At 56.0% G+C, this 23,442-nt stretch carries 18 protein-coding genes and 2 pseudogenes; 12 read left to right on the forward strand and 8 right to left on the reverse strand.

The features are described 5' to 3' along the window. Positions 1-649, reverse strand: a pseudogene (locus tag FHT28_RS34700) (IS5 family transposase); the annotation flags it as partial. 586 nt (positions 650-1,235) lie between these two features. Here FHT28_RS34700 and FHT28_RS34705 point away from each other — a divergent pair. Then, the gene (locus tag FHT28_RS34705; RefSeq protein WP_168598766.1) at positions 1,236-3,176 is read left to right on the forward strand and encodes a methyl-accepting chemotaxis protein; all 1,941 of its coding nucleotides are present in this window, start codon (positions 1,236-1,238) and stop codon (positions 3,174-3,176) included. A 296-nt stretch (positions 3,177-3,472) separates the two neighbouring features. Next, positions 3,473-4,177, forward strand: coding sequence for an IS6 family transposase (locus FHT28_RS34710; RefSeq protein WP_168598767.1), 705 nt, complete (start codon positions 3,473-3,475; stop codon positions 4,175-4,177). 345 nt (positions 4,178-4,522) lie between these two features. On the opposite strand, the gene FHT28_RS34715 is transcribed toward FHT28_RS34710, so the two are convergent. Continuing rightward, positions 4,523-5,446, reverse strand: a complete 924-nt coding sequence (locus FHT28_RS34715; RefSeq protein WP_168598768.1) for a LysR family transcriptional regulator — start codon at positions 5,444-5,446, stop codon at positions 4,523-4,525. Positions 5,447-5,556: 110 nt separating this feature from the next. On the opposite strand from FHT28_RS34715, the gene ilvD reads away from it, so the two are divergent. After that, complete coding sequence (gene ilvD, locus FHT28_RS34720) at positions 5,557-7,230, forward strand: dihydroxy-acid dehydratase (protein WP_168598769.1); 1,674 nt, start codon at positions 5,557-5,559, stop codon at positions 7,228-7,230. 87 nt (positions 7,231-7,317) lie between these two features. Here the strand turns inward: ilvD and FHT28_RS36625 are convergent. Next, positions 7,318-7,516: pseudogene (locus tag FHT28_RS36625) on the reverse strand (IS6 family transposase); the annotation flags it as partial. Continuing rightward, on the reverse strand, positions 7,482-7,688 hold the full coding sequence (locus FHT28_RS34725; protein WP_168598770.1) for a hypothetical protein: 207 nt from the start codon (positions 7,686-7,688) through the stop codon (positions 7,482-7,484). The pseudogene FHT28_RS36625 and the gene FHT28_RS34725, both read right to left, overlap by 35 nt. Before the next feature lie 943 nt (positions 7,689-8,631). Here FHT28_RS34725 and FHT28_RS34730 point away from each other — a divergent pair. The 5 genes from FHT28_RS34730 to FHT28_RS34750 all read left to right on the forward strand — a co-directional run bounded on the left by FHT28_RS34730 (position 8,632) and on the right by FHT28_RS34750 (position 12,882). Further along, complete coding sequence (locus tag FHT28_RS34730) at positions 8,632-9,036, forward strand: hypothetical protein (RefSeq protein ID WP_168598771.1); 405 nt, start codon at positions 8,632-8,634, stop codon at positions 9,034-9,036. Between the two features lie 210 nt (positions 9,037-9,246). Beyond that, positions 9,247-10,167, forward strand: a complete 921-nt coding sequence (locus FHT28_RS34735; RefSeq protein ID WP_168598772.1) for a siderophore ABC transporter substrate-binding protein — start codon at positions 9,247-9,249, stop codon at positions 10,165-10,167. Positions 10,168-10,215: 48 nt separating this feature from the next. Further along, positions 10,216-11,154 carry an iron chelate uptake ABC transporter family permease subunit gene (locus FHT28_RS34740; RefSeq protein WP_168598788.1) on the forward strand — a complete coding sequence of 313 codons (939 nt, stop codon included), beginning with the start codon at positions 10,216-10,218 and terminating at the stop codon, positions 11,152-11,154. After that, a complete protein-coding gene (locus FHT28_RS34745) occupies positions 11,147-12,112 on the forward strand; it encodes an iron chelate uptake ABC transporter family permease subunit (protein ID WP_168598773.1) in 966 nt (321 codons plus the stop codon). The genes FHT28_RS34740 and FHT28_RS34745 overlap by 8 nt, the downstream gene beginning before the upstream one ends. Continuing rightward, the gene (locus FHT28_RS34750; RefSeq protein WP_168598774.1) at positions 12,109-12,882 is read left to right on the forward strand and encodes an ATP-binding cassette domain-containing protein; all 774 of its coding nucleotides are present in this window, start codon (positions 12,109-12,111) and stop codon (positions 12,880-12,882) included. The genes FHT28_RS34745 and FHT28_RS34750 overlap by 4 nt, the downstream gene beginning before the upstream one ends. A 114-nt stretch (positions 12,883-12,996) precedes the next feature. Here the strand turns inward: FHT28_RS34750 and FHT28_RS34755 are convergent, their stop codons facing one another. The 3 genes from FHT28_RS34755 to FHT28_RS34765 form a co-directional block, all read right to left on the reverse strand. Further along, positions 12,997-13,812, reverse strand: coding sequence for a helix-turn-helix transcriptional regulator (locus FHT28_RS34755; RefSeq protein WP_168598775.1), 816 nt, complete (start codon positions 13,810-13,812; stop codon positions 12,997-12,999). A 76-nt stretch (positions 13,813-13,888) separates the two neighbouring features. After that, positions 13,889-16,048, reverse strand: a complete 2,160-nt coding sequence (locus FHT28_RS34760) for a TonB-dependent receptor (protein ID WP_168598776.1) — start codon at positions 16,046-16,048, stop codon at positions 13,889-13,891. A gap of 219 nt (positions 16,049-16,267) precedes the next feature. Next, positions 16,268-16,477, reverse strand: coding sequence for a hypothetical protein (locus FHT28_RS34765; protein WP_168598777.1), 210 nt, complete (start codon positions 16,475-16,477; stop codon positions 16,268-16,270). A gap of 168 nt (positions 16,478-16,645) precedes the next feature. Between FHT28_RS34765 and FHT28_RS36780 the strand changes: the two genes are divergently transcribed. Genes FHT28_RS36780 through FHT28_RS34785 form a run of 4 tightly spaced genes read left to right on the forward strand, consistent with a single transcriptional unit; the run spans position 16,646 to position 22,098 of the window. After that, positions 16,646-16,879: an efflux RND transporter permease subunit gene (locus FHT28_RS36780; RefSeq protein ID WP_168598789.1), complete on the forward strand. Its 234-nt coding sequence runs from the start codon at positions 16,646-16,648 to the stop codon at positions 16,877-16,879. A gap of 4 nt (positions 16,880-16,883) precedes the next feature. Beyond that, entirely contained in the window at positions 16,884-17,960 is a 1,077-nt protein-coding gene (locus FHT28_RS34775) for an efflux RND transporter periplasmic adaptor subunit (RefSeq protein WP_168598778.1), read from the forward strand. Then, positions 17,957-19,027, forward strand: a complete 1,071-nt coding sequence (locus FHT28_RS34780) for an efflux RND transporter periplasmic adaptor subunit (protein WP_168598779.1) — start codon at positions 17,957-17,959, stop codon at positions 19,025-19,027. Before FHT28_RS34775 ends, FHT28_RS34780 begins: the two co-directional genes overlap by 4 nt. Positions 19,028-19,038: 11 nt before the next feature. Further along, entirely contained in the window at positions 19,039-22,098 is a 3,060-nt protein-coding gene (locus tag FHT28_RS34785) for an efflux RND transporter permease subunit (RefSeq protein ID WP_168598780.1), read from the forward strand. Between the two features lie 112 nt (positions 22,099-22,210). Here the strand turns inward: FHT28_RS34785 and FHT28_RS34790 are convergent, their stop codons facing one another. Continuing rightward, a complete protein-coding gene (locus tag FHT28_RS34790; RefSeq protein WP_168598781.1) occupies positions 22,211-22,987 on the reverse strand; it encodes an SDR family oxidoreductase in 777 nt (258 codons plus the stop codon). Positions 22,988-23,442: the final 455 nt, after the last annotated feature.

Raw genomic sequence — 23,442 nt, forward strand, 5'->3', positions numbered from 1 at the left:
GGACTGCCGTCATAGGCGCCGTCGGCCGTGAACTGTCCGATCGGCGCATCGATCTGGTCAAGCAGCGCCTCCACCTGCGAGGCGTCGCCGGCATCCTGGTCGGTCATGACGTGAGCGATGATCTCGCCGCTGTCGGCATCCAGCGCCAGGTGCAGTTTGCGCCAGTTTCGACGTAATTTAGTGCCATGCTTTTCCTCCAGCCACTGGCCCGCGCGTAGATCTACAACCCTGTGCTATCGACAAGGACGTGGACGGCTCCTTTCTCCGGGATGCGATCGCGATCATCTTGCCGCTTGTTCGGCAATCGTCGCTTGCTTGCCCGGCGGCTCAGCGTCGTGTGATCGGGAACAGCGAGATCCAGGCTCATCAGCTCCAGCACCGATACCAGAAGACCCTCCGTTTGCCGAAGCCCCAAGCCGAATACGAGGCCCAGCGTCAGCGCAGTCTCAATCGCAAGATCGGAGTAGCGCGGCTGGCCGCCGCGCGTCGTCCGCTTCGGCGCCTGCCAGGACGACAGTGCCTCCGGCGTCATCCAAAGCATCAGACTTCCGCGCCGACGAAGGCCTGCCTCGTATTCCGCCCAGTTCGTGACCTTGAACTTCATCTTGCCAATGCGATGGCGGCGGGAGGCATTGTGCTTGAAAGGCATCGTGACGAAGACCGGTTATTGCGATTGCCGATCACCTAGGACAACGCCATTAACGATCCGCGCACCAACGCCATTGAGCATTGCTTATTCGCCAATGAGTGACATAGTTCTTCTTACGATAGAATTAATGCGGATTCATGGTGTATTTTACAACCAAAAATGCGAAAATATTCCAATATCCTTTCGATAAATGCGTGTATACTTGTATATATTATGCCAAATAAGTCCGTTCTAAATTTCGCTTTCCGATAGTTCACCGTTCGAGATTATCTCGTTATCAAAAAATAAACCAATGTCTTCGATGTTTTAACTACAGGGATGTCCTGCCATGAGGGTATTAGCTTCTCTGTCGGTTCTACATGTGCTTTGCTAAAGCAGGAGACCGCAGCCAAGAAACGCGAAGCCTTTGTGTCCTTCGTTGCGCGCAAAACGTGGGACGTTCGCTGTGAAAAAGCTGCGGCCCCGGACCTGTCGACCGGCCCGCTCCGGGTGTCCCGAATTATCCGGGCATCCTCATTGTTCGATCATAACCTGACGCGCTTCGCGCACCAACTAACCGGATCATCGATCGCGGGAGGGATTAGCTATGTCCGCACTCAATAATCTGAAAATTTTGACCAAGATCTCGGTCGCCTTCGCGGTGCTCATCCTCTTGAGCATTGCTGCATGCACTGTCAATCTGCATGGCCTTCGTCAACAGGACGCGGCAGTCGACGCGACCGAGCACACATACCAGGTCCTCGAAACGCTTGATGTGCTTACGGCATCCATGATCAACCAGGAATCCGGACTGCGCGGTTATGTCATCACCGGGGACGAGAACTTTCTTGAACCTCAAAAGGCAGGACAGGCTTCGTATCAGCAGGCGTTCAGCGATGTAAAGGCATTGACCGCCGACAACCCAGTCCAACAACAGCGGCTAGTAGTGGTTGCGGACCTGGCTTCCGATTGGACCACAAAGTTTCTGGAGCCGGTGCTTCAATCGATGCGTAATGAAGCCACCAGAGACGATGCCCAAAAGATGGTTGCTAAGGGCCAGGGCAAAAAAATCATGGATTTCATCCGAGCAAAAGTCCGTGAAATGGCCGATGAGGAGCGAGGGCTGCTGAAAGCGCGCAATGCCGTATCCGACGCGGCCGCACAGTCAACGCAATTCAGCAACTATCTTACGACGATGCTCACCATCGGGTTTTCGTTGCTGGTTCTTTGGTTGGTTTTCTCGATGGTCGTCAGGCCGATCCGCAACATCAACGATGCCATGCGCAGTCTTGCGAACGGCGACAGCGCCAGCCAGATTCCTCATACCGATCGTAAGGACGAGGTGGGCCAGATGGCTGCTGCTGTTGAAGTGTTTCGAGAGAATGCGATCGAGCGCCGCAGGCTTCAGGAGGAAACCGAGGCAAATCGTAGTCTCTCCGAGCAGGAACGTCTTGAGCGCGATAGACAGAAAGCGCGAGAGGCGACCGACGTGCAATTCGCGGTCGACAATCTTGCGAGGGGGCTCGCAAAGCTTTCCGACGGCGACGTTTCATATCGCATTCCACAGCCATTCGCTGCATCTCTGGACGGGGTGCGCGACAATTTCAATGCATCCGCGGAAAAGCTCCAGAGCGCACTTGAAGTGGTAGCGCAGAATGCCGGCGGGATCGGCGCGGGAGCCAATGAGATTAGAGCGGCGGCCGATGATCTCGCTAGGAGAACTGAACAGCAGGCGGCCTCAGTTGAGGAGACCGCAGCCGCACTCGAGGAAATTACCACGACTGTCAAAGATTCTACCAAGAGAGCACAAGAAGCCGGTCAACTCGTCAGTCGCGCCAAAATCGGGGCCGAGCAATCGGGTGGGGTGGTGCGCCAGGCGGTCGTCGCGATGGAGCGTATTGAGAAGTCTTCCAGCGAGATCTCGAATATCATCGGTGTTATCGACGAGATCGCCTTCCAGACGAACCTGCTGGCTCTCAATGCCGGCGTCGAGGCGGCCCGCGCCGGTGAGGCAGGCAAAGGGTTTGCCGTTGTCGCGCAGGAGGTGCGCGAATTAGCGCAGCGCTCGGCCCACGCCGCTAAAGAAATCAAAGCATTAATTCACACCTCGAACGAGCAAGTGGAGGAAGGTGTCAAGCTTGTCGGCGATACTGGTAAGGCTCTTCAGACGATTGTGTCTGAAGTCCAGGAAATCAACCGGCACGTCGCCGCCATCGTTGAATCGGCGCAAGAGCAATCAGCGGGTCTTCAGCAGATTAACATAGCCGTTAACCAGATGGATCAGGACACACAGAAAAACGCCGCAATGGTGGAAGAAACGACCGCGGCGAGCCACGGTCTGGCAAAGGAGGTGGCCTCCCTCAATGATTTGCTCGGCCAATTCAAACTGTCCAATACGAGTAGTCGGCCGATTCAGAAGCCTCGGATCGCTGGCGAAACCGAAACGATCGCCCCATCTCCAGCTCGCATGCTTGGACGGAAATTAGTCTCCGCCTTTTCCGGTAACGCCGCTAATAAGGTGGAGGAGAGCAACTGGGAGGAGTTTTGAGCTGACGTTGTAATGTGCGCTGGGTCGGAGGTAGTCCGATCCAGCATTTTCGGCAAAGGATAGCGGAGGCTCCAACATGGAAACGAGTTTGAATCAGGCCCTGCTTCGGGTGGTGAACGAGGCCGGCAGCGTCGTGTCTGGATGGCGCCCGCTTGGCAAGGTGATTTCGGCGATGTTTGAGCGTTGCGGGTCGGGTGCAGTCATGTCTCCGGCCTGTAAGCGCTGTTTGATATGACCGCTGGCCCGGTGTTGTCACATAAACGCGGCGTCAGTGAATTGAGCATAGAGACGGTGGGATGAAGACTCCTGCCGTCGGCTACAAGCGCCACCGTTTCCCGCAACAGATCATCTCGAATGCGGTCTGGCTGTATTTCAGGTTTCCGCTGAGCTTACGCCTTGTCGAGGAAATGTTACTGGCACGCGGAATTGTTGTCTCTTATGAAACGATTCGGCGATGGGGTCGGAAATTCGGACCGGCCTACGTAAAGCAACTTCGTCGCAGGCGACCTTCGCGTCAGGATGTGTGGCATCTGGATGAGGTGGTGATTTCCATCGCCGGCAAAAAGCACTGGCTTTGGCGTGCCGTTGATCAAGATGGCTATGTTCTCGATGAGATTGTTCAGAGCCGACGCGATACGAAGGCTGCCAAGCGGTTGCTCATCAGGCTGCTAAAGAAAGCAGGCATGCCGCCCAAGCGGATCATCACCGACAAGCTCCGCTCGTATGGCGCGGCCAAGCGTGAGGTTATGCCGGCTGTGGAGCACAGATCCCATAAGGGTCTTAACAATAGAGCGGAAAATTCCCATCTGCCACTGCGGAAACGGGAGAGGACAATGCAAGGTTTCCGATCACCGGGAAGTCTGCAGCGCTTCATCTCGATCTTCTCCGCACTTCGAAATCTCTTCGTCGCCCCACGTTACAAACGATCAGCACTGGCCACCCATATTCATCGCATTCGCGCAATGGCGCAGTGGAAGGTCGTCACTGGCGCGGCTGCTTGATCGCAGACCCCCTACGACGAAGACCGCTCGCCGCTTGATAATGTGACAACTCCCTACCAGGAGATAGTTCATGTATTCGGACGAAGACCGCATGAGGGCTGTGCAGCTCTATATCAAGCTCGGCAAACGGGCGAATGCCACCATCCGTTAGTTGGGCTATCCGACGAAGAATGCACTGAAGCATAGGCATCGCGAATTCGCATCTGGCAACGAATGTCGGGAGGCTACGTGCGCACGAAGCAGCGATAGACGTCGACTTAATCAGCGAAAGCGGTCGCACCGGGCGCTACGAGAGCACCCGGATACGCTGCCGGGCTCGCTGCCCATGGAACCGTAGAGGAAACGCTAAACCGCGCATGAATCATCACAGGCGGCGTTCCTCACCATTCTGACAAAGTTCTGTTGTGCCGGGTTTGTGTCGCCGTTGCGCCATAAGAAGCCCGTCTCCACTTCAGGAACATCTCCCTCCAAGGCCAGATAACGCGCACCTTTCCGCTCAAGGCTCCTCATGGATTCCGGAACCAATGCTATTCCCATTCCCGCGGCCACCAATCCGATGATGGTCTGCATCTGTATCGCTTCCTGATGAACCAAGAAATCCGCACCATGGCGATTAAAGTATCCGGATATCAAGTCGTGAAAGGTAGGTGCTGAACGACGCGGAAAGAGAATAAGTGGCGCCGCAAAAATGTCCTTGGGTCGAACAGTGTCTCTCCCGAACCCTTCGCGTCTGTCCCGGATCCATTGATCAGGCACTACTGCTATCAGCTTTTCGCGCAAAAGCGTGACGTATTGCAATTGGGGATGCAACGCAGCTTCTCGCGGGCCAATCACAACCCCAATGTCGATTTCATCCCGTAGGATTGCTTCGATCTGAACGTCGCTCGTTGCCTCGCGCAGAGAAAGTTCGACATTCGGATAGGCACTTCGGTAGCTGCTTATCAAGGCGGGCAATTGATTATAATCGGCTGTGCTGACGAAAGCGATCCGCAGATAGCCAATTTCACCACGAGCAAGACGTTCCGCCAAAGCTGGGAGAGATGTAACATGCTCCACGGCACGGCGTGCGTGCGGCAGCCATAATCGCCCGACGGAGGATAGCTTCACCATTCTCTTCGTTCGTTCGAAAAGCTTTGCCCCGACCTCGCGCTCCAAGGCCTGGATTGCCTGACTGAGGGGCGGCTGGGACATGTTGAGACGAGCCGCGGCACGGCCGAAATGAAGTTCGTCGGCGACTGCCAAAAACTGTTGCAACTGTCTGAGGTCCAAACAACCCTCCTACTAATATGTTTGGCGACTTATAGCAGAACGAATAATATATTTCACGCCTTAGTTGTTCGTTGCTATCATCACCAAGTTTGAACAACAGGGAGGCTCGGATGCCATACAACGAACGGTCGCGGAACATCACTCAGGGAATTGCTCGTTCACCCAATCGAGCGATGTACTATGCCCTAGGTTATGAAAAGGCAGATTTCGAGAAGCCGATGATTGGGATAGCCAATGGTCACTCCACGATCACGCCCTGCAATGCCGGCCTGCAACCCTTGGCGGACGCTGCTGCGGCTGCGCTAAAAGAGGCAGGAGCCAATCCGCAACTCTTCGGCACCCCGACGATCTCCGACGGCATGTCGATGGGAACGGAAGGCATGAAGTATTCGCTGGTTTCCCGGGAGGTGATTGCGGACTGTGTCGAAACCTCAGTACAAGGTCAATGGATGGACGGCGTCCTTGTCCTCGGTGGTTGCGATAAAAACATGCCCGGCGGCATGATCGGCATCCTGCGGGCCAATGTTCCCGCCATTTACGTCTATGGCGGAACGATCAGGCCAGGTCACTGGAAAGGACAGGCGCTCTCGATCGTGTCGGCGTTTGAGGCCGTCGGTACCTTCATGGCCGGACGGATGACCGAAGAGGACTTCGAGGGGATTGAACGCAATGCCTGTCCGACGACTGGATCGTGCGGCGGCATGTACACGGCCAATACCATGAGTTCCTCCTTCGAAGCCCTAGGTATGTCTCTCCTCTACTCGGCCAATATGGCAAACCCGGACCAAGAGAAGATTGAAAGCGCTGCGCAGTCCGCCCGCACCCTCGTCGAGGCTGTAAAAACAGGCTTGAAGCCACGAGACATCGTCACCCGACAGTCGATTGAAAATGCGGTGGCCTTGATCATGGCGACAGGCGGCTCCACCAATGCTGTCTTGCATTATCTGGCTATTGCGCAGGCCGGCGAGGTCGAGTGGAACTTGGACGACTTCGAGCGCGTGCGCCAAAGAGTCCCCGTCATCTGCGATCTCAAGCCCTCAGGGCGGTTTATGGCGACGGACCTGCATCGTGCAGGAGGTGTGCCGCAAGTTCTGAAACTTCTCTTGAATGCTGGGCTTCTTCACGGTGACTGCCTGACAATCACGGGTCGTACGATAGCCGAGGAGTTGGCCAAATTGCCCGACAATCCGAGGCACGATCAGGAAGTGATCCGTCCGCTCAGCAAGCCTCTGTACAGTGAAGGTCATCTTGCGATCCTCAAGGGAAATCTTGCAGAGGGTGGCGCTGTTGCAAAGATAAGCGGCCTCAAGAGCCCCGTCATGGAGGGACCGGCTCGTGTGTTTGAGGACGAGCAGACTGCCATGGAGGCCATTCTGTCGGATCGTATTCGCCCCGGCGACATCCTCGTTTTACGCTACCTGGGTCCGAAGGGAGGTCCAGGCATGCCAGAAATGCTGGCGCCCACCTCTGCTCTTGTTGGCCGCGGCCTCGGAGAAAGCGTCGGGCTGATTACTGACGGCCGCTTCTCCGGTGGGACATGGGGGATGGTTGTTGGACACGTCACGCCCGAAGCTTTCGAAGGCGGCGTGATTGCTTTCGTTAAGGAAGGGGATCAGATCACCATTGATGCTCATCGGCGCCTTCTTCAACTTAATGTTAGCGAGGAAGAAATCGCTCGTCGCCGAGCCAACTGGGTCCAGCCACAGCCCCGCTACACCCGTGGTGTCCTTGCGAAATTTGCAGCATTGGCTCGTCCGGCGAGTGAAGGCGCTGGAACGGGCTAAGCTGGGGCAGCTTGTTAGAAAAAAATCGGAGGCCTGTCGCAAAGTTTCAGCCGAGTTAGGATAACCCGATTTTTGGATCCCCTTTCGTGCTTTGTTGACCTTTTGCAGGCTGAAGTGGTGCGCGAGCATCGTTCTGATCACTGACGGTCCACCGGCCGGAAAGGCCGGAGCACTTCTTTAGCCAGAACATGGCTTCGAAACTCACGATTATCCGTCGCGCCGTTTTGAAGAATTGGAAGCCGTCGATCTGGTTAGGTTGGCTGATTTCCACTTAGAAGTGACCCGCCGCTTTCATCGATCCTCGTCGCTTCGAGCCAGAAGGGCGTCATGGCGATCCTGATGGGGACGATCTCAACGACATTTTCAAGGATCTCCAAGATCGCTTTCGGAACGCAATTCTTGTCGGCGACGACCCCGAGTACAAGGATGTAGCCGGCATGGTTGAGACATCCGGCCACGGCCAAAACCTCCCTTTGGACGTCCGCAGCGTTTGGGCGGAGGGTCTGGATTACTCAACGCGAGGTTCCGGTGCGTCAATAGGTTGGCGATGTAGCGAAATATTTTGACCGTATTGCGCAATGACGCCAAATGTAATTTCCGATAATTTATGACGATCAAAGTCCAGATTTTCCCGCCCCATGAAATCTGGATGCGCTGGTGTTTGACTCCGACCCTAGTTTCAAGCACCAGCGCCTTTGCTTCTTATCGTGTGCTGCGATACTAAAAACTTGCTGGAGCGTCGAATGAGCATTCGAGTACCTGATTTTTCGCGAAAGCTCCTCTGTTCCGCGCGCTTAAATCCCTTTTTGCCACTTCATCTCTCGCACAGGAGACTTTTGTCATGCCTCCTCCCTGTGTGACTGTAGTGGAACTGAGGCAAAAATCCGCCGCCTTGAGCGATCAACACTCAGCACGGATTGCGGCGGCGCGGCCGGAGTTCGGTTCTTCATCGAACGCGTTGTGATCGGATTGCTCATCGCGGTGGTATGCTTGGAGCAACCAGTTATCTATTCCACACCCTGCCAGGCTCATTCTTTCCGGATGAAGATCAAGGCGTACTCTTCGCTGTCACAGCGCAGCCGCCTGCCGCGGACCGAAAAAGCGGCGGACCAGTCTACTAAAAATCGTGTCGCCGCAGCCGGCGGTCAGGCAGGTGTTCGCCTTCGCCGGCCTCGATCTTCTGTTGAGTAGCATTAAATCGAATATCGGCACATCGCTCATCAACCTGAAGAATTGGGAGCGTCAGCGCGCCGAGGAAAAGTTGCCTGTAAATCACGATAGGGCGGCCGATGCCGTATCAAGACCTAGCCACCTGCGACCATGCACCGGGACGCCAAACAGCTTTTGTCCCTAAAATTCAAGCCGCCAAAAAGCAATCTCGCAACGTCGATGGAGAATATCATGAAAATGGACGCCTCTAAGTTTCCATATGTCTGGGTCGATTTCACGCATAGTCACGCAGAGCCGGAGCATGACCACGCGGAAGATTTCGAAAGATTCGAAGCTCTTCTGGCACGGAAGGAGAAATTCGTCTTTCTCAGTCTGACGGCCGAACAAGATGACCACGAGCACACCCAGGAGGAGAAGAAACAAGTCTCCCTTTGGATGAAAAAACACAAGCACGATCTGCGCACATACGTGAAAGGCATGGTTCATATCGAGCCTGGCGCAGCAAAGCGCCTGGCAATGAAGGCGTTCGCAGGGGCGTTCTCAAAATTCTGGGGCTATCCCTTGCTCATCGCTGGTTCCGAAGAGGAGGCGTGGGGGTTTGCTGAGCGTCTCTTGTTGGATGCGCCTGAAAAGTGAGAACCCGGGACATTTGCTGCCACTGCAATCCTCAAACGGGCGGATCACGCAATCCTCTCGATCAAAGCCGTTTGGCTGGATCGCGATATATTTTGTCTGGACGCCGATATGCAGAAGCCAAGATAACATGACATAGATCATCATCTTTTTGTCGACGGCCGCCGATCGGCTTCACCATTGCCACCTTCGACTGATGCTCTAGGAACGGTCATGTTACGAACTTCCCACTTCGCTGCGATCTGCACGTTGTTTTTATCGTTTGCACCGTTCGGTAGTGCACATGCGGACGGGGTTATGATTCAACATGCGATGGGTGAAACCGAGGTCAAGAAGGACCCGAAGACCGTTGCAGTATTAGATGTTTCAGCGCTCGACACCCTGTACGCAATAGGTGTTGATGTGCAGGGAGTTCCGAACGATATTTTTGTGCCATATCTGCATAAATTCGATGGCCCGGAATATCGTAAGGTCGGTTCTGTCTTTGAGCCGGACTACGAAGCCCTCTCTGCGATGGCGCCTGATCTGATCATCGTTGGCGGTCGATCAAGCCCAAAATATCCGGAGGTGTCCAAGATCGGCCCGACAATCGATCTGACTCCAGACCTGAAGGACCGGCTGGGAAGCACCATCAAATATGCGGAGGAATTAGGCGAGATATTCGGCAAGCAGAAAGACGTTTCTGACCGAGTGACAAAACTGCGACAGTCCATCGAGTCGGTAAAGGAGAAGGCGCACGCCGCCGGAACCGCCCTCTTGATTATGACGACAGGCGGCAAGATGTCGGCTATGGGCCCCGGGACATGGTTTGGGATGCTCTATGATACGTTCGGCATAAAGCCGGCGGTCAAAGATCTCGACACCAGCTTCCACGGCCAGATCGTCTCACCTGAATTCGTGCTTGAGACCGATCCTGATTGGCTCTTCGTCATCGATCGCGACGCTGCGATCGGGCAAGCTGGAGCTTCGGCGAGGCAGGTCGTCGACAACGAGTTAATCCGGCAAACGAAAGCCTGGAAATTGGGTCACGTCGTCTATCTCGATCCGGTCGATTGGTACATTGTCAGCGACGGTTTGATCGCAATGCAGGCGATGGCCGACGAGCTTTCCAAAGCTCTTTCCAGCGCGCAGTGAGCGGCGGATCTCGCTGGTGGCATTGCAGTGAAGTATTTCGTCATCGGCATGTTTGGGCTCTCGGCGCTCGTCCTCGTCAGCCTCTTGATCGGCGCAGTGACGTTGTCGCCCCATGATCTGTTCTTCGGGCAGAGCGAAAAGGCGAGATTGATCCTTTTTTCGAGCCGTGTTCCGCGCACGATTTCTCTTATTCTGGCCGGCGCCTCGATGGCGATCGCCGGCTCCATCATGCAGATGCTGTCGCGGAACCGCTTCGTGGAGCCGGGTACGTCCGGAACGATAGAATCCGCAATATTTGGCCTTCTTCTGGTCACGCTGATTGCACCCGGCTTACCTGTTTTCCTCAAAATGCTGGTGTCGGTCGCGACGGCATTGCTTGGTACGGCCTTGTTCTTTGCCGTGCTCCAACGTGCACCTTTGCGATCGCCCTTGCTGGTCCCCCTGGTCGGCCTGATGCTTGGTGGTGTGATCAACGCAGCGGCGACCTTCATTGCTTACAGGTTCGACATTCTCCAATCGCTCATCGGCTGGTCGACAGGGGATTTTTCGATGGTGCTTCGCGGTCGCTATGAATTGTTGTGGGTGTCATTTGTAGCAGCTGTTGCTGCCTACGCGATTGCCGATCGCTTCACGCTCGCCGGGCTTGGCCAAGACATATCGAGCAACCTCGGCGTGAATTATCGGCGAACATTGGTGCTGGGGCTCGGCATTGTCGCCCTTGTGACGGCATCCGTCGTGGCAACAGTCGGCGCGGTGCCATTCGTGGGGCTGGTCGTGCCGAATGTCGTGAGCATGATGATGGGCGACAACGTGAGGAGAGCGGTCCCCTGGACTGCGTTACTGGGCGCAGCGTTCGTGCTCGGCTGCGACATTGTGGGGCGGACTGTCATAAGGCCGTACGAGATACCGTTGGGATCAATCATCGGCGTGCTCGGAAGCGCCATCTTCCTGCTTCTCCTCAAGCGGGCGGCATCACGATATGGCTGAATCGACCAACAGCCGCAGACCGGTAGCGGTGCTCGTCTTCCTGGCGGCTCTTGCCTCTGTGGCGGCCCTTACTTTTCTCACTGTCGATCTGGGGCAAAACTGGTCCTATGCTGTTGGTCTCAGAACACAAAAGCTCGCGGGACTGCTACTGGTCGCTTATGCCATAGCGACGTCAACGGTTGTATTCCAGACGATAACCGAAAATCGAATTCTGACGCCCTCAATCTTGGGATTTGACGCATTCTATATTCTCATACAAACGATCCTGGCTTTCGGATTTGGGCACTTTTCCCTAAGCAGAATGAACCCGCAAATCCTCTTTCTTCTACAGACTGGGATCATGGTCGGCGCCTCGGTATCGATCTATCGATGGATGTTGGGCGGAAGAAAACGAGATCTGCAGTTCGTCGCGCTGGCCGGTCTGATGTTTGGAATCCTCCTGCGCAGCGTTTCCAATTTCCTTCAGCGCGTGATCGATCCCGGAGAGTTCGCCGTGCTGCAAGATCGCATGTTTGCAAGTTTCAATCTTGTTCACGCCGATCTATTGGGAATTTCCACTATTCTGATTGGCCTCGCCTCCCTAATCGGTTGGCGAATGCGGAGCGATCTCGACGTCCTTGCCCTTGGCCGTGAAACGGCGATCAGTCTTGGGGTGGACTATAGCCGATCCGTCAGAAGAGCGCTGTTTCTGGTTTCGGTGCTGGTGTCTGTCTCGACGGCATTGGTCGGGCCTGTCACGTTTTTCAGCTTGCTTGTCGCACATCTCGCCTATCGGATCGCGGGCACCCACCGCCACGCGTTCATTTTGCCAGCAGCGGTATTCATCGCTTCAACCACTCTGATTGCGGGTCAGTTCATACTTGAACACCTGTTTGCTTTCACAACGAGCCTGAGCATCGTCATCGAATTTTTCGGCGGGATCGTTTTTCTGTTCCTCATCACCCGGAGAGCAACTTGATCGAAACACGAGGCCTCACAAAGCGCTACGGCGAGGCCGTGGTTGTCGATAACGTGTCCGTTAGGATCCCGCGTGCCGGCGTGACGTCCATCATCGGTCCGAATGGTGCGGGAAAATCAACGTTCCTGTCCCTCATCAGCCGGCTCACACCGCCAACGAGTGGTGCTGTCACGATCGATGGAACGAACATCGCCTCCGTACAGGGCCGGCATCTTGCGAAGCTTCTGTCGATTCTCAGGCAGGACAATCATTTTTCGGTGCGGCTGACCGTTTCGGATTTGGTGGCTTTTGGACGCTATCCCTATTCACGGGGCCACCTGACGCCGGAAGATCACCAACAGGTCGACAAGGCCTTGGCCTACCTCGGCATAGCCGGCCTCAAGGCACGCTACGTCGACGAGCTCTCAGGCGGTCAAAGGCAACGTGTCTTTCTTGCAATGGTTCTTTGCCAGGACACGGATTATCTGTTGCTCGACGAGCCTTTGAACAGTCTGGATATCAAGCATGCTGCAATCACCATGCAACTGTTGAGGCGTGCCGCTGACGAACTCGACAAGACAATCGTCACAGTCCTCCACGACATTAATTTCGCAGCGGCGCATTCTGATCGTGTCATCGGAATGAAGGATGGGCGTATTTTCTGCGATGGGCGACCGGATGACGTATTCACGACTGACTGTCTATCGAACCTGTTTGAAATGGAAATGAGTATCCAGGTCTGGCAAAAGCAGACGATCATCAATTATTTCGGGCCTTCACGGCGGGATTAGAGGCGCGAACGAACTGGTTCAACTCGATGTGGTGGTATGTGACCAGCCGGTAAATTGGTTTCGAGATACGGTCGAACCGCCTGTTTTCAGGTGCACGGGGATGAAGCGCCAATCTCAAGACGAGCGCGCTTCAGCTAGGCTGTAGGTTTGGTCCATCAGGTATCGGGCTGGCGGCTTTCCTAACGTCTTTCGAAACATTGTCACGAAACTGCTTGCACTTTCATATCCGAGATCTATCGCGACATTTTGAACGATTTCGCCGTCGCCCAGTCGCTGAAGCGCCAGAACAACATGCAGCTGACGTCGCCACCGGCCAAAACTCATCCCGGTCTCCACGAGAAGCGATCGGCTCAAGGTGCGTTCGCTTAATCCGATCCTCGCTCCCCATTGGGCTAGAGTCGCCTTGTCTCCTGGATGTTTGAGAAGCAAGTTTGCAAGCTGTTGAAGGGGAGCCGATTTCGGCATCGGAAACGAGAGCTTCACCTCTTGTGCCGCATCCAGCTCATCCAACAGGACGGCCAGGATGCGGAAATCCGCGTCGAAGAATGGCGCATCGACAGGCGACTGCGCGCATCTGAGAACCAGTTCCCTCAAGAGAGGCGAAACGGAAAGAGTTGCGCAGGACTTTGGCTGCCTGGTGATCAATTCAGGTTCGATGAAGACCGCGTAGCATTCGATGTTACCTGACAAGCGCCCCGAATGAGCTTTCCCCGCGGGCATCCACAGCGCAGAATGAGGAGGGACGATCCAGACACCATCGTCTGCTTCGCAAGTCACCATTCCTCTGAGGTTCAGCAAAAGTGAAGCCTTTCTGTGCGCGTGTTGTCCTTTCTCCCAGTAGGAAACGGCTTTTTTTGCACCAACGACGATGAGAGGTTTATCCACCGTATCAGGATCAAACTCTGTCTCGAATTCTTCCAAGATAGGCATGAGAACCTCTTCATCGTCTTCAGTTAGTATCGGCGCAGAAGAAAAATGCAATCAAAGCGCTGCTAAGCCTAGCTAATCAGAAGGACTTTGAAATCCCAACCCCAAGAACGCGGCCCTGGCTCACGGACACAACCTGGCTTCCGAAATAACCGGCGGCACCAAACGTTTCATAACGTTCGTTGAACAGGTTGCGTCCGAAACCGTAGATTTCAAAATCTCCGCCAGTGTTTTTCCAACCAACCCGAGCATTCACGATGTGATATGCGTCGAGGTCGAAGGTGGACTGTACATCGGCAGGGCGAGAGCTTCTGAATTGATAATCGAGGGCGGCATTGAACGAGCCGGGTAGGCCCACCACTTCAGCATCTTTTTCGTAAGCCAGTCCGGCAGATGCGCTCCATTCCGGAATATTGGGAACCCGGTTTCCTTCGAATATCGAACTTGCTCCGTCCGAGCCGAGCCGACTATGTGTATAGCCTACGCCCGCGTTAAAGCTTAACTCGTCCGTAATTGCAGCCCGCGCCTGCAATTCTAACCCATACGTGTCGTAGCTCTGGAAAGTCGTGGCGAAGCCTCCAAGGCGGGGATCGTAATAGCTCAGGACGCCGTTCTTCACGTCGTTATAAAAGACACTCCCGTCCAGTTCGAGACGGTCATCGAAAAGCGCGACCTTGGTGCCAAGTTCATAAGTCCAGTCTTCGGCCGCCGGGTAAGCGTCGGCCACAACACCGTTATTCGGATACGAAAACAGCGGGTAAATTTTCGTCCCATGTCCACGCGCGATGGAGACGTAGCTCTGTGCGGTTTCGTTCCATTTGTAAGCGAGCGCGGCGCGTCCTGTGAGATAGGTTTCATCAGCATCGCTGCCGCCCGTGAGGCTGGCAACGCGAAGATCATTGGTCTTTTTCACTTTGATGTCATCATGGCTCAAACGCCCGCCAAATGACACTTCCCATTTGTCGCCAAGCGGGACGGAGGCGTCACCGAACAGGCCAAGGTTCAAGGCACGAAGATTCGTGTCCATGGTGACGAGACTGGAATAGGGGAATGGTGCGCATTGAGGAGCGGTGCAACTATGGTCGAGATCCGAATAACTGAGGCTCGCTCCCGCGACCCATCTGATATCGTCGCCTTCAAGGGAGTTCAGCCTAATCTCCTGACTGAAGATGTTTTCCTTGTCGACGCCGTGCCAAACATCGCTACCGACCAATGGGAACAGCGACGGAATGAGAATATCGTTTCCTTCAGTCCGGGACCTTATCTTGTTATTCTGAAAGCCCGTGATGGACGTGAGGGAAAAATTCTCGAATTCGTGCTTGATATTCAATCCGACGTCGGCATGTGTCGTGACATAATCAGGCTCCGACAGTACGCCGCTGATCGGAAAGCCCGGTGCTCCACGTAAAAGAGAAAAAGGGGCGTTTGAATCGTCTCGAAGGTAGTTTCCGGTCAGTGTGATGGTCGTGTCATCGAGGCCGAGGAATTGCAGCCCTCCGCGGAAAGCACCGATTTTTCTTGCGCCGAGATCGTCGGTGAACAGGCTGTTGATATCCCCGTTGTAGTTATTGAAGCGAATCGCCATTCGCCCGTTTAAAGTGTCGGGAATTAGCACGCCGCCGAGTGTGGCTTCGCCCATGGCATAGCCATGTTCTCCGAATTCCGTTGTGATTTTAGCCTCGTGCTCGCCGTCCGGCTGTTTGGTGGTGACGTTGATAGCACCGCCAAGCGCGTTCGTACCCCAAAGCGTCCCCTGCGGCCCGCGAAGGACTTCCACATGATCGATGTCGAAGAGCATATTCTGCGAACTCATCATGCTCTGGGGTATGCCATCAACGGTAAAGCCAATGGTGCCATCTGAAAAGTTATTCGGCACGCCAAGAGAACTGATGCCGCGGATTGAAAAGAACTGTCGTCCCACCGATGCATTCTGCCATACGACGTTTGGAGAAGCCGCCGCGATCGCTCCCCCTGCGTCAAGCGCATTACTTTCAATGTCTTTCGGCTTCACGACGGTGATGCTTTGAGGCACGTCCCTTGACTGTTCTTCCGTTTTTCGTGCCGTTACGACGATCGGCTTGAGGACGGTCGATTCCTGCCCGGCCGCTTCTTGGGCGATTGCGGGGATAGCCGAGGTGGCTGCGATCGCGAGCGCCGACACGCAAACAAGGAATCTGATGTCATGTTGGTTTTGGAATTTGCTTTGACCGATTGGCTTGCTATCCGCGTTGCTGTTCATGCTTTATCGCCCCGATTAACTTGACTGTTTTAGTCTTCTAATCGGCTTCCTGATCACGGGCATTTCGATATCTGGACAAAATATTTTCCATTTCGGCCAAACCGTTCCGGAGAACAGCCATTGTGGCATTTTGACGACACAGAGGAGCTTCAGTTCCCCTGAGTGCGGTGCACGTCACCCTCTGTTAACTTTTTGAAGTCGAAGAGGCGCGTGAGCAAGTCATTCTGAACGTTGACGGTTCCTTCTCCGGTAGAGCCGAAACTCTTTCTCAGCCAGGGCATCGTTTGGAAACCAGCGGTCGTTCTGCGTGCCGGTTTGAACGGCTGGAACGCCCGATCTCGGCATCTTCTCCTTCGCGCGATGGGGATCGCTATCGACGTCCTGCTGGAGAATGGAAGCCGCGTTCGTGAACCATTTCTTCAAGGTCACGCTAGCTCAGCGGATAGCGCAAGGCCCCCCATTAGTTCGGAACTCCCGGCTTCAGGTGCGTCGGCAGATTGGCGACGTTGCAAAATATTTTGACCGTATTGCGCAATGACGCCAAATACGATTTTGGATAATTGGTGACAAACGAAGTCAAGATTCCGTGTCATCGTGATGTTTTTCATTCAAGCCGCACAACATGAAGGCCAGGGCCCCTGGCTGTTATCACCGCGATCCTTTCCTTTTTTGGATGCGCTTGTCGCGACGATGCCGCGGAGGCCGACAAATGACATCTATTTTCAGATTGGCACGCTGACTCTGCTCGGTCTGGCAGCAAAGAACGCAATCCTGATCGTTGAGTTCGCGGCGGTGAAGCGCCGCGAGTGTGTCACTGCTGCAAGAGGTTGAATTAATGAAAACTATCCTTGTCGTCGCATGGCTGGGTGCGAGCGCCGTCGCGCTTGCCTCATGCGAAAAGCAAAACGCAAGCGAGGCCAAGCCGAAGATTGTGGAGACCGTCGTGGCCAAGCTCACGCCAGTCGTCGAAAGCAACAGCATCACCGGCGAAGTGAGTGCCCGCGTCGAGAGCGGTCTTTCCTTCAGGGTGAGCGGGCGCATTGTCGAGCGCTTCGTCGACGTGGGCTCTAAAGTGAAAGCCGGTGAGGTGCTTGCGCGCATAGACGCCGAGGAGCAGAAGGCCGATCTGGGTGTCGCCACGGCAAACCTGCAGTCGTCGATTGCCCAGCAGACACAGGCTCAGCTCGCCTTCGACCGACAGCAGAACCTCTTCAAGACGCAGGTTGCGACCCGTGCCGCGCTCGATCAGGCCCAGGAAGCGCTCCTGACCGCCCAAGGAAGCGTAAAATCAGCCCAGGCGCAGCTCGATACGGCACAGGATGCGCTTTCCTATACCGAACTGCGGGCCGATGCGGATGGCGTCATCACCGCCAGAAACGTCGAAATAGGGCAGGTGGCCCAAGCTGCACAGTTGGCCTTTACGCTTGCGCATGACGGTCCTCGCGACGCCGTCTTCAACGTGTTCGAGTCCCTTTATCTCGGTCGCAACCTGGAAAACAAGGTCGCCGTCAGCCTCCTTTCGGCGACGTCTCACAGGATAGAGGCTTCCATCCGCGAAATCTCGCCCACGATCGATGCGTCGACCGGGACGATCAGGGTCAAGGTGGGGCTAGAAGGAGCGCCGGACATGCCGCTCGGAGCTCCGGTTGTCGGGCTGTTTCGGTCCGCAGCGCAGGACGCAATCGAACTGCCGTGGTCGGCGATGGCGTCGAAGAGCGGCAAGCCGGCCGTCTGGATTGTCGATCCTGCCTCGTCGAGCGTCTCTCTTCGCCAGGTCGAAGTCTCCGGCTATGAAACCGGCCGTTTTGCCGTGCGGGCTGGAGTGTCGCCGGGCGAGATCGTGGTCGCTGACGGCGCGAAGTTCCTGCGATCGGGCCAGGCCGTCACATATGACAACGGAGCTGCAAAATGAATATCCGCATTACGACTGGCCTGGCGATCCTCGGGTCATTGCTGCTGACTTCTTGCGAAAAGCAGGATGAAGCCCATTACGACCCGCCGCGTCCTGTACTTTCCGTCGTCGCCGAATCCACCGCCGCCTCCGCGCTGACCCTTCCGGGGACGGTTGAGGCGAGAATCGAGACCCAGCTTGCATTTCGTGTCCTGGGACGGGTCATCGCGCGCAAGGTCAGCGTCGGTGATATCGTCAAAAAGGGCGATATCGTTGCCGCCATCGATCCGCTTTCGCTCGAACTTGCCGTCAAAAGTTCTCAGTCCGAGCTTTCGAATGCCCAGGCGCAGTTGGTCAATGCCGCATCCACCGAGGAGCGCCAGCGCTCCCTGCTCGAGAGCAGATCGGGAAGCGAGGCCGCCTATGAAGAAGCTCAGCTTGGACGCAAGAGTGCCAGCGCTTCGGTCGCGAAAGCACAGGCCAATCTGGATAAGGCGGAGGAGCAACTGGGCTATGCGCAGCTTCCTGCGGAATTCGATGGCGTCGTGACCGCGATTTCGGCCGAAGTGGGCCAAGTGGTCTCCGCAGGTCAAAACATTGTCACCGTCGCACGTCCTGACCAGCGGGATGTCATCATCGACATACCCGTGGCAAGCTTCGACGGCCTCAAGGTGGGATCCCCTTTTGAGATCGCTCTCCAGCTCGATCCGACCATTCGCGCAAGCGGCACCGTGAGAGAGATCGCGCCGGAAGCCGAGGCGACCACCCGCACGCGGCGCACGAAAATCATGCTTATCGATCCGCCGGAAGCGTTTCGCCTCGGCTCCGTCGTCACCGCAACCGCGACGGTCATTGCAGATCCGATGATCCTGCTGCCGTCGTCCGCCGTCCTGATGAAGGATGGAAAGCCGCACGTCTGGGTGGTCGATACCGGGGCTCGCAAGGTCTCCATTCGGCCGGTCACCATCGATGCCGATCTCGTCGAGGGCGGCTCCGTGAAGATCACCGAAGGCATCAGCACCGGCGAACGCATCGTTACTGCCGGCGTTCACAAGCTTGCCGACGGCCAGGCCGTCAGGGTATATTAAGGAAAGTCCCCGTGAAGAAATTCAACCTGTCCGACTGGGCGCTCGAACATCGTTCGCTCGTCTGGTACTTTATGCTCGTTTTCATTGTGGCCGGCGCGTTTTCCTATATCGGTCTCGGTCGCGAGGAAGATCCCGCCTTCACCATCAAGACGATGATCATTCAGGCGCAATGGCCTGGTGCGTCGGCCGAGGAGGTGACCAAACAGGTCACCGACCGCATAGAAAAGAAGCTCGAGGAGCTGGATTCGCTCGACTACACGAAGAGCGAGACGATTGCCGGCCAGACAACCATTTTCGTTGAACTTCTGCAAACGACCAAGGCCAAGGATGTCAACGCAATATGGATGCGGGTTCGCAACATGATCGGGGACATCAAGGGAGATTTTCCAAGCGGCGTCGTCGGGCCGTTCTTCAATGATGACTTCGGCGACGTCTATGGCAACATCTACGCCTTTACAGGCGATGGATTGACGCAGCGCCAGCTTCGAGATCTCGTCGAGGATGCGCGCGCGAAGGTGCTGACGGTCCCCAATGTCGGCAAGGTCGATATCATCGGCGCTCAGGACGAGGCCATCTATCTCGAAATCTCGACGCGAAAGGTCGCCGCTCTCGGCCTTAACCAGCAATCCGTCATCGACACGCTTCAGGCGCAGAATGCCGTGACGCAGTCCGGTTTTGTCGATGCCGGTCCTGAACGCATAGCCTTGCGCGTCAGCGGACAGTTCGCATCGGAAGACAGCCTCAGATCAATCAATCTTCGCGTCAACGATCGTTTCTTTCCGCTGACCGACGTTGCGACGATCAAACGCGGCTATGTCGATCCTCCCTCATCGCTGTTCAGATTTAACGGGCAGCCGGCCATCGGGCTTGCCATCGGCATGAAGAGTGGGGCAAATCTGCTTGAATTCGGCAAGGCACTCGACAAGGAGATTAAACAGGTCACGGCCGATCTTCCCATCGGGGTCGACATTCAGCACGTTTCCGATCAGCCCGCCGTCGTCGACGAGGCCGTATCGGGCTTTACGCGCGCGCTCTTCGAGGCGATCGTCATCGTGCTTGCGATCAGCTTCATCAGCCTTGGCGTCCGGGCAGGGCTGGTGGTCGCCATCTCCATTCCGCTCGTGCTGGCGATCACCTTCCTCGTTATGGCATATAGCGGGATTTCCATGCAGCGTATCTCGCTCGGCGCGCTGATCATCGCCCTTGGCCTTCTGGTCGATGACGCCATGATCGCCGTCGAGATGATGGTGGCCCGGCTGGAGATGGGCGACGACCTCAGAAAGGCGGCGACCCACGTCTACACCTCGACGGCCTTCCCGATGTTGACGGGCACCCTTGTCACCGTCGCGGGCTTTATCCCTGTCGGCCTCAACTCTAGTGCGGCCGGTGAATTCACTTTCACACTCTTTGTGGTCATTGCCGTTTCGTTGCTGGTTTCGTGGATCGTTGCGGTGTTGTTCACGCCGCTTCTGGGTGTGACGATCCTTCCGAAGACGCTGAAATCTCACCATGGGCAGAAAGGACGTTTTGCCAGGGCATTCGCATGGCTCCTGCGCGTCGCAATGCGCTGGCGCTGGATAACTATCGGCGCTACCGTTTCAGTCTTCGCTCTCTCCGTCGTCGGAATGGGTCTGGTGCAGCAACAGTTCTTTCCCTCCTCCGACCGACCCGAACTGATCGTCGACTGGAACCTCCCACAGAACAGTTCGATCTCCGAAACCAACAGGCAGATGGCCAGGTTCGAAAGCGAGATGCTCGCGAACAATAAGGATATCGATCACTGGACGAGCTATGTGGGCCAAGGCGCTCCTCGCTTCATCCTCTCCTTTGACCTGCAAACACCCGATGTCTCGTTCGGTCAGACAGTGATCGTCACCAAGGGGCTCGACGTTCGCGACAAGGTCAGAGCCGAACTGCAGGATTATCTGACAAAGACCTTCCCCGGAACCGACGCATTCGTGAAGCTGCTTGACATCGGCCCTCCGGTCGGCAAGCCGGTACAGTACCGGATCAGCGGACCCGATATCCAGAAGGTGCGCGATCTCTCCCATCAGCTCGCAGGCATCGTCGGCAAGCATCCGCTGCTCTACAGCATGAGCTTTGACTGGAATGAGCCGTCGCGGGTCCTCAAGGTCGATGTGCTTCAGGACAAGGCGCGGCAGCTGGGCGTCTCCTCGCAGGACATCGCAACCGCGCTCAACGGCATCGTCGAGGGATCGGCGGCCACGCAGATCCGCGACGACATCTACCTCATCGATGTGATCGGTCGCGCCCAGACTTCCGAGCGAGGTTCGATCGAGACGTTGCAGAACCTCCAGCTTGCCGGCTCCAACGGCAACTCCGTGCCCCTGTCGGCAGTTGCGAACTTTCACTACGAACTAGAGCAGCCGACGATTTGGCGGCGCACCCGTATACCGACCGTCACGCTCAAGGCAGCAGTGGTCGGACCGACGCAACCGGCGACGATCGTCAGCGAGCTGCAGCCCAAAGTCGACGAGTTCCGCAAGACGCTGCCAAGTGGCTATCATATCGTCGATGGCGGCTCGGTCGAAGAAAGTGCCAAAGCGCAGGGGCCGATCGCGGCGGTCGCGCCGCTGATGCTGTTCATCATGGCGACGATCCTGATGATCCAGCTGCAAAGCTTCAGCAGGCTCTTTCTGGTGTTCGCTGTCGCACCCACGGCGCTTATCGGTGTGGTTGCCGCACTTCTCATCAGCAACGCCCCCATGGGGTTCGTCGCGATCCTTGGCGTACTTGCTCTCATAGGTATCCTGATCCGAAACTCGGTGATCCTCGTCGTGCAGATCGAGCACCTTCGAAGCGAGGGCGTGCCGGCCTGGCATGCCGTTGTCGAAGCAACGGAGAGCAGAATGCGCCCGATCATGCTGACGGCGGCTGCGGCAACGCTCGCGCTGATCCCGATCTCGAAAGAGATATTCTGGGGTCCGATGGCCTATGCAATGATGGGCGGCATTGTGGTTGGAACGGTGCTGACGCTGTTCTTCCTGCCTGCCCTCTATCTTGCCTGGTTTCGCATTCCCCGTGACGGCACACAGCACGACGCGATCTGATGTGTGCCGTTAGAATACGACCCGTGCTCCCGCGCAGTCAGCACTTTCTGTCCTGATGGCCCTATCGGCATTGGCGGCTGGAGAGGTCTCCAGCCGGTCGCATCGGCGGCAGTCAGACCACCGTGGCGGTCTGGCCTCCATCCATGCCAATGTTGACACCGGTGACATAGCTTGCCTGTTCCGAGGCCAGGAATACCGTCATCTGGGCAACCTCTTCCGGGGTTGCCATCCGACCCATCGGAATCCGCTTTATCGCCGCATCGCGCGCTTCGGTTTCGGTGATGTTATTTTGCTTTGCGTCTGTCTTCAGTCCCTCGGTGACACGGTCCGTCTCGGTAAAGCCAGGATTGAGGCCAACCACTCGAATGCCTTGATCGGCATAAGCTGTCGCGAGACCTACGGTCACCAGCATGAGCGCAGCATTGGCCGCTCCGCCAGCAAGATGTAAGGGCGATGCTGTCTTCCCACCATTGCCGATAATGTTAATCACCACGCCGGACTTCCGCGCTGCCATCAGCTTGATTACAGGGTCGATCACGTTGATGTAGGTGAAGTATTTTGCGTCCATGGCCGCTCGCCATGTCGCCGGAGTGAGGTCGGCCACGGCGGCTCTTTTCGCAGCTCCCGCAGAGTTGACCAAAACGTCGATTTTCCCGAACTGCTTCTCGACACTTTGGATCATGTCGAGCGCATCTGCATCCGACGAGACGTCCGCAGCAAACCCGGCTGCACCCGGAATTCTTTCCAGCGCGGCGTCGATATTTGATTGAGAGCGCGAAGAGATTACAACCACAGCTCCCTCTTCGGCAAACAGCCGGGCGCATGCAAAGCCAATCCCTTTCGAGCCCCCAGTAATCAAGACCACCTTGTTTTCCAAACCAAGCTTCATCTTTATCGTCTCGCTATTCACATAACTCTCGGGAACATATCAGTTCATACGTGGGGACGATACAATATCGGTGGTCAGCATAAAGGCTTGCGATCCTCAGCAATACATATTCGTGGGTTCATAGCGGTGCCGCCGGCCGACAACCGAATTTCCAAAGTAACCGATGCCCACAGTCACCACTTGAGGAGGAGACACCGGACTAGGCCTACAGGTCCCGCTGGGGAAGTGCGAAATATTTTGTCTGGTTTGCACAATGACAACAGAAACCGTGACTGGCAAACTGCCATTTTTTTGAGGCACCGGCTGGGGTTCGTCAGCTGTTCGCGAAAAATGCTCTAGGCGGTGCCATGTTTGAGAATCACGACGAGCGGAAGGGTGACCGAAGCAGCACTGCGTAGGCGCGAACGCTGCGAGTTAGAATCTCGGGATGGCGGATGGGCCAAGCAACACAGCAA

The sequence above is a fragment of the Rhizobium sp. SG570 genome, from assembly GCF_012275345.1.
Lineage (GTDB): Bacteria > Pseudomonadota > Alphaproteobacteria > Rhizobiales > Rhizobiaceae > Rhizobium > Rhizobium lusitanum.

Excerpts from the sequence above, each read along its gene's own strand:
- FHT28_RS34705 (WP_168598766.1), top strand. The coding sequence starts at position 1,236 with ATGTCCGCACTCAATAATCTGAAAATTTTGACCAAGATCTCGGTCGCC.
- FHT28_RS34735 (WP_168598772.1), top strand. The coding sequence starts at position 9,247 with ATGTTACGAACTTCCCACTTCGCTGCGATCTGCACGTTGTTTTTATCG.
- FHT28_RS34740 (WP_168598788.1), top strand. The coding sequence starts at position 10,216 with ATGTTTGGGCTCTCGGCGCTCGTCCTCGTCAGCCTCTTGATCGGCGCA.
- FHT28_RS34775 (WP_168598778.1), top strand. The coding sequence starts at position 16,884 with ATGAAAACTATCCTTGTCGTCGCATGGCTGGGTGCGAGCGCCGTCGCG.
- FHT28_RS34730 (WP_168598771.1), top strand. The coding sequence starts at position 8,632 with ATGAAAATGGACGCCTCTAAGTTTCCATATGTCTGGGTCGATTTCACG.
- FHT28_RS34790 (WP_168598781.1), bottom strand. The coding sequence starts at position 22,987 with ATGAAGCTTGGTTTGGAAAACAAGGTGGTCTTGATTACTGGGGGCTCG.
- FHT28_RS34745 (WP_168598773.1), top strand. The coding sequence starts at position 11,147 with ATGGCTGAATCGACCAACAGCCGCAGACCGGTAGCGGTGCTCGTCTTC.
- FHT28_RS34710 (WP_168598767.1), top strand. The coding sequence starts at position 3,473 with ATGAAGACTCCTGCCGTCGGCTACAAGCGCCACCGTTTCCCGCAACAG.
- FHT28_RS34755 (WP_168598775.1), bottom strand. The coding sequence starts at position 13,812 with ATGCCTATCTTGGAAGAATTCGAGACAGAGTTTGATCCTGATACGGTG.
- ilvD (WP_168598769.1), top strand. The coding sequence starts at position 5,557 with ATGCCATACAACGAACGGTCGCGGAACATCACTCAGGGAATTGCTCGT.
- FHT28_RS36780 (WP_168598789.1), top strand. The coding sequence starts at position 16,646 with ATGTTTTTCATTCAAGCCGCACAACATGAAGGCCAGGGCCCCTGGCTG.
- FHT28_RS34780 (WP_168598779.1), top strand. The coding sequence starts at position 17,957 with ATGAATATCCGCATTACGACTGGCCTGGCGATCCTCGGGTCATTGCTG.
- FHT28_RS34760 (WP_168598776.1), bottom strand. The coding sequence starts at position 16,048 with ATGAACAGCAACGCGGATAGCAAGCCAATCGGTCAAAGCAAATTCCAA.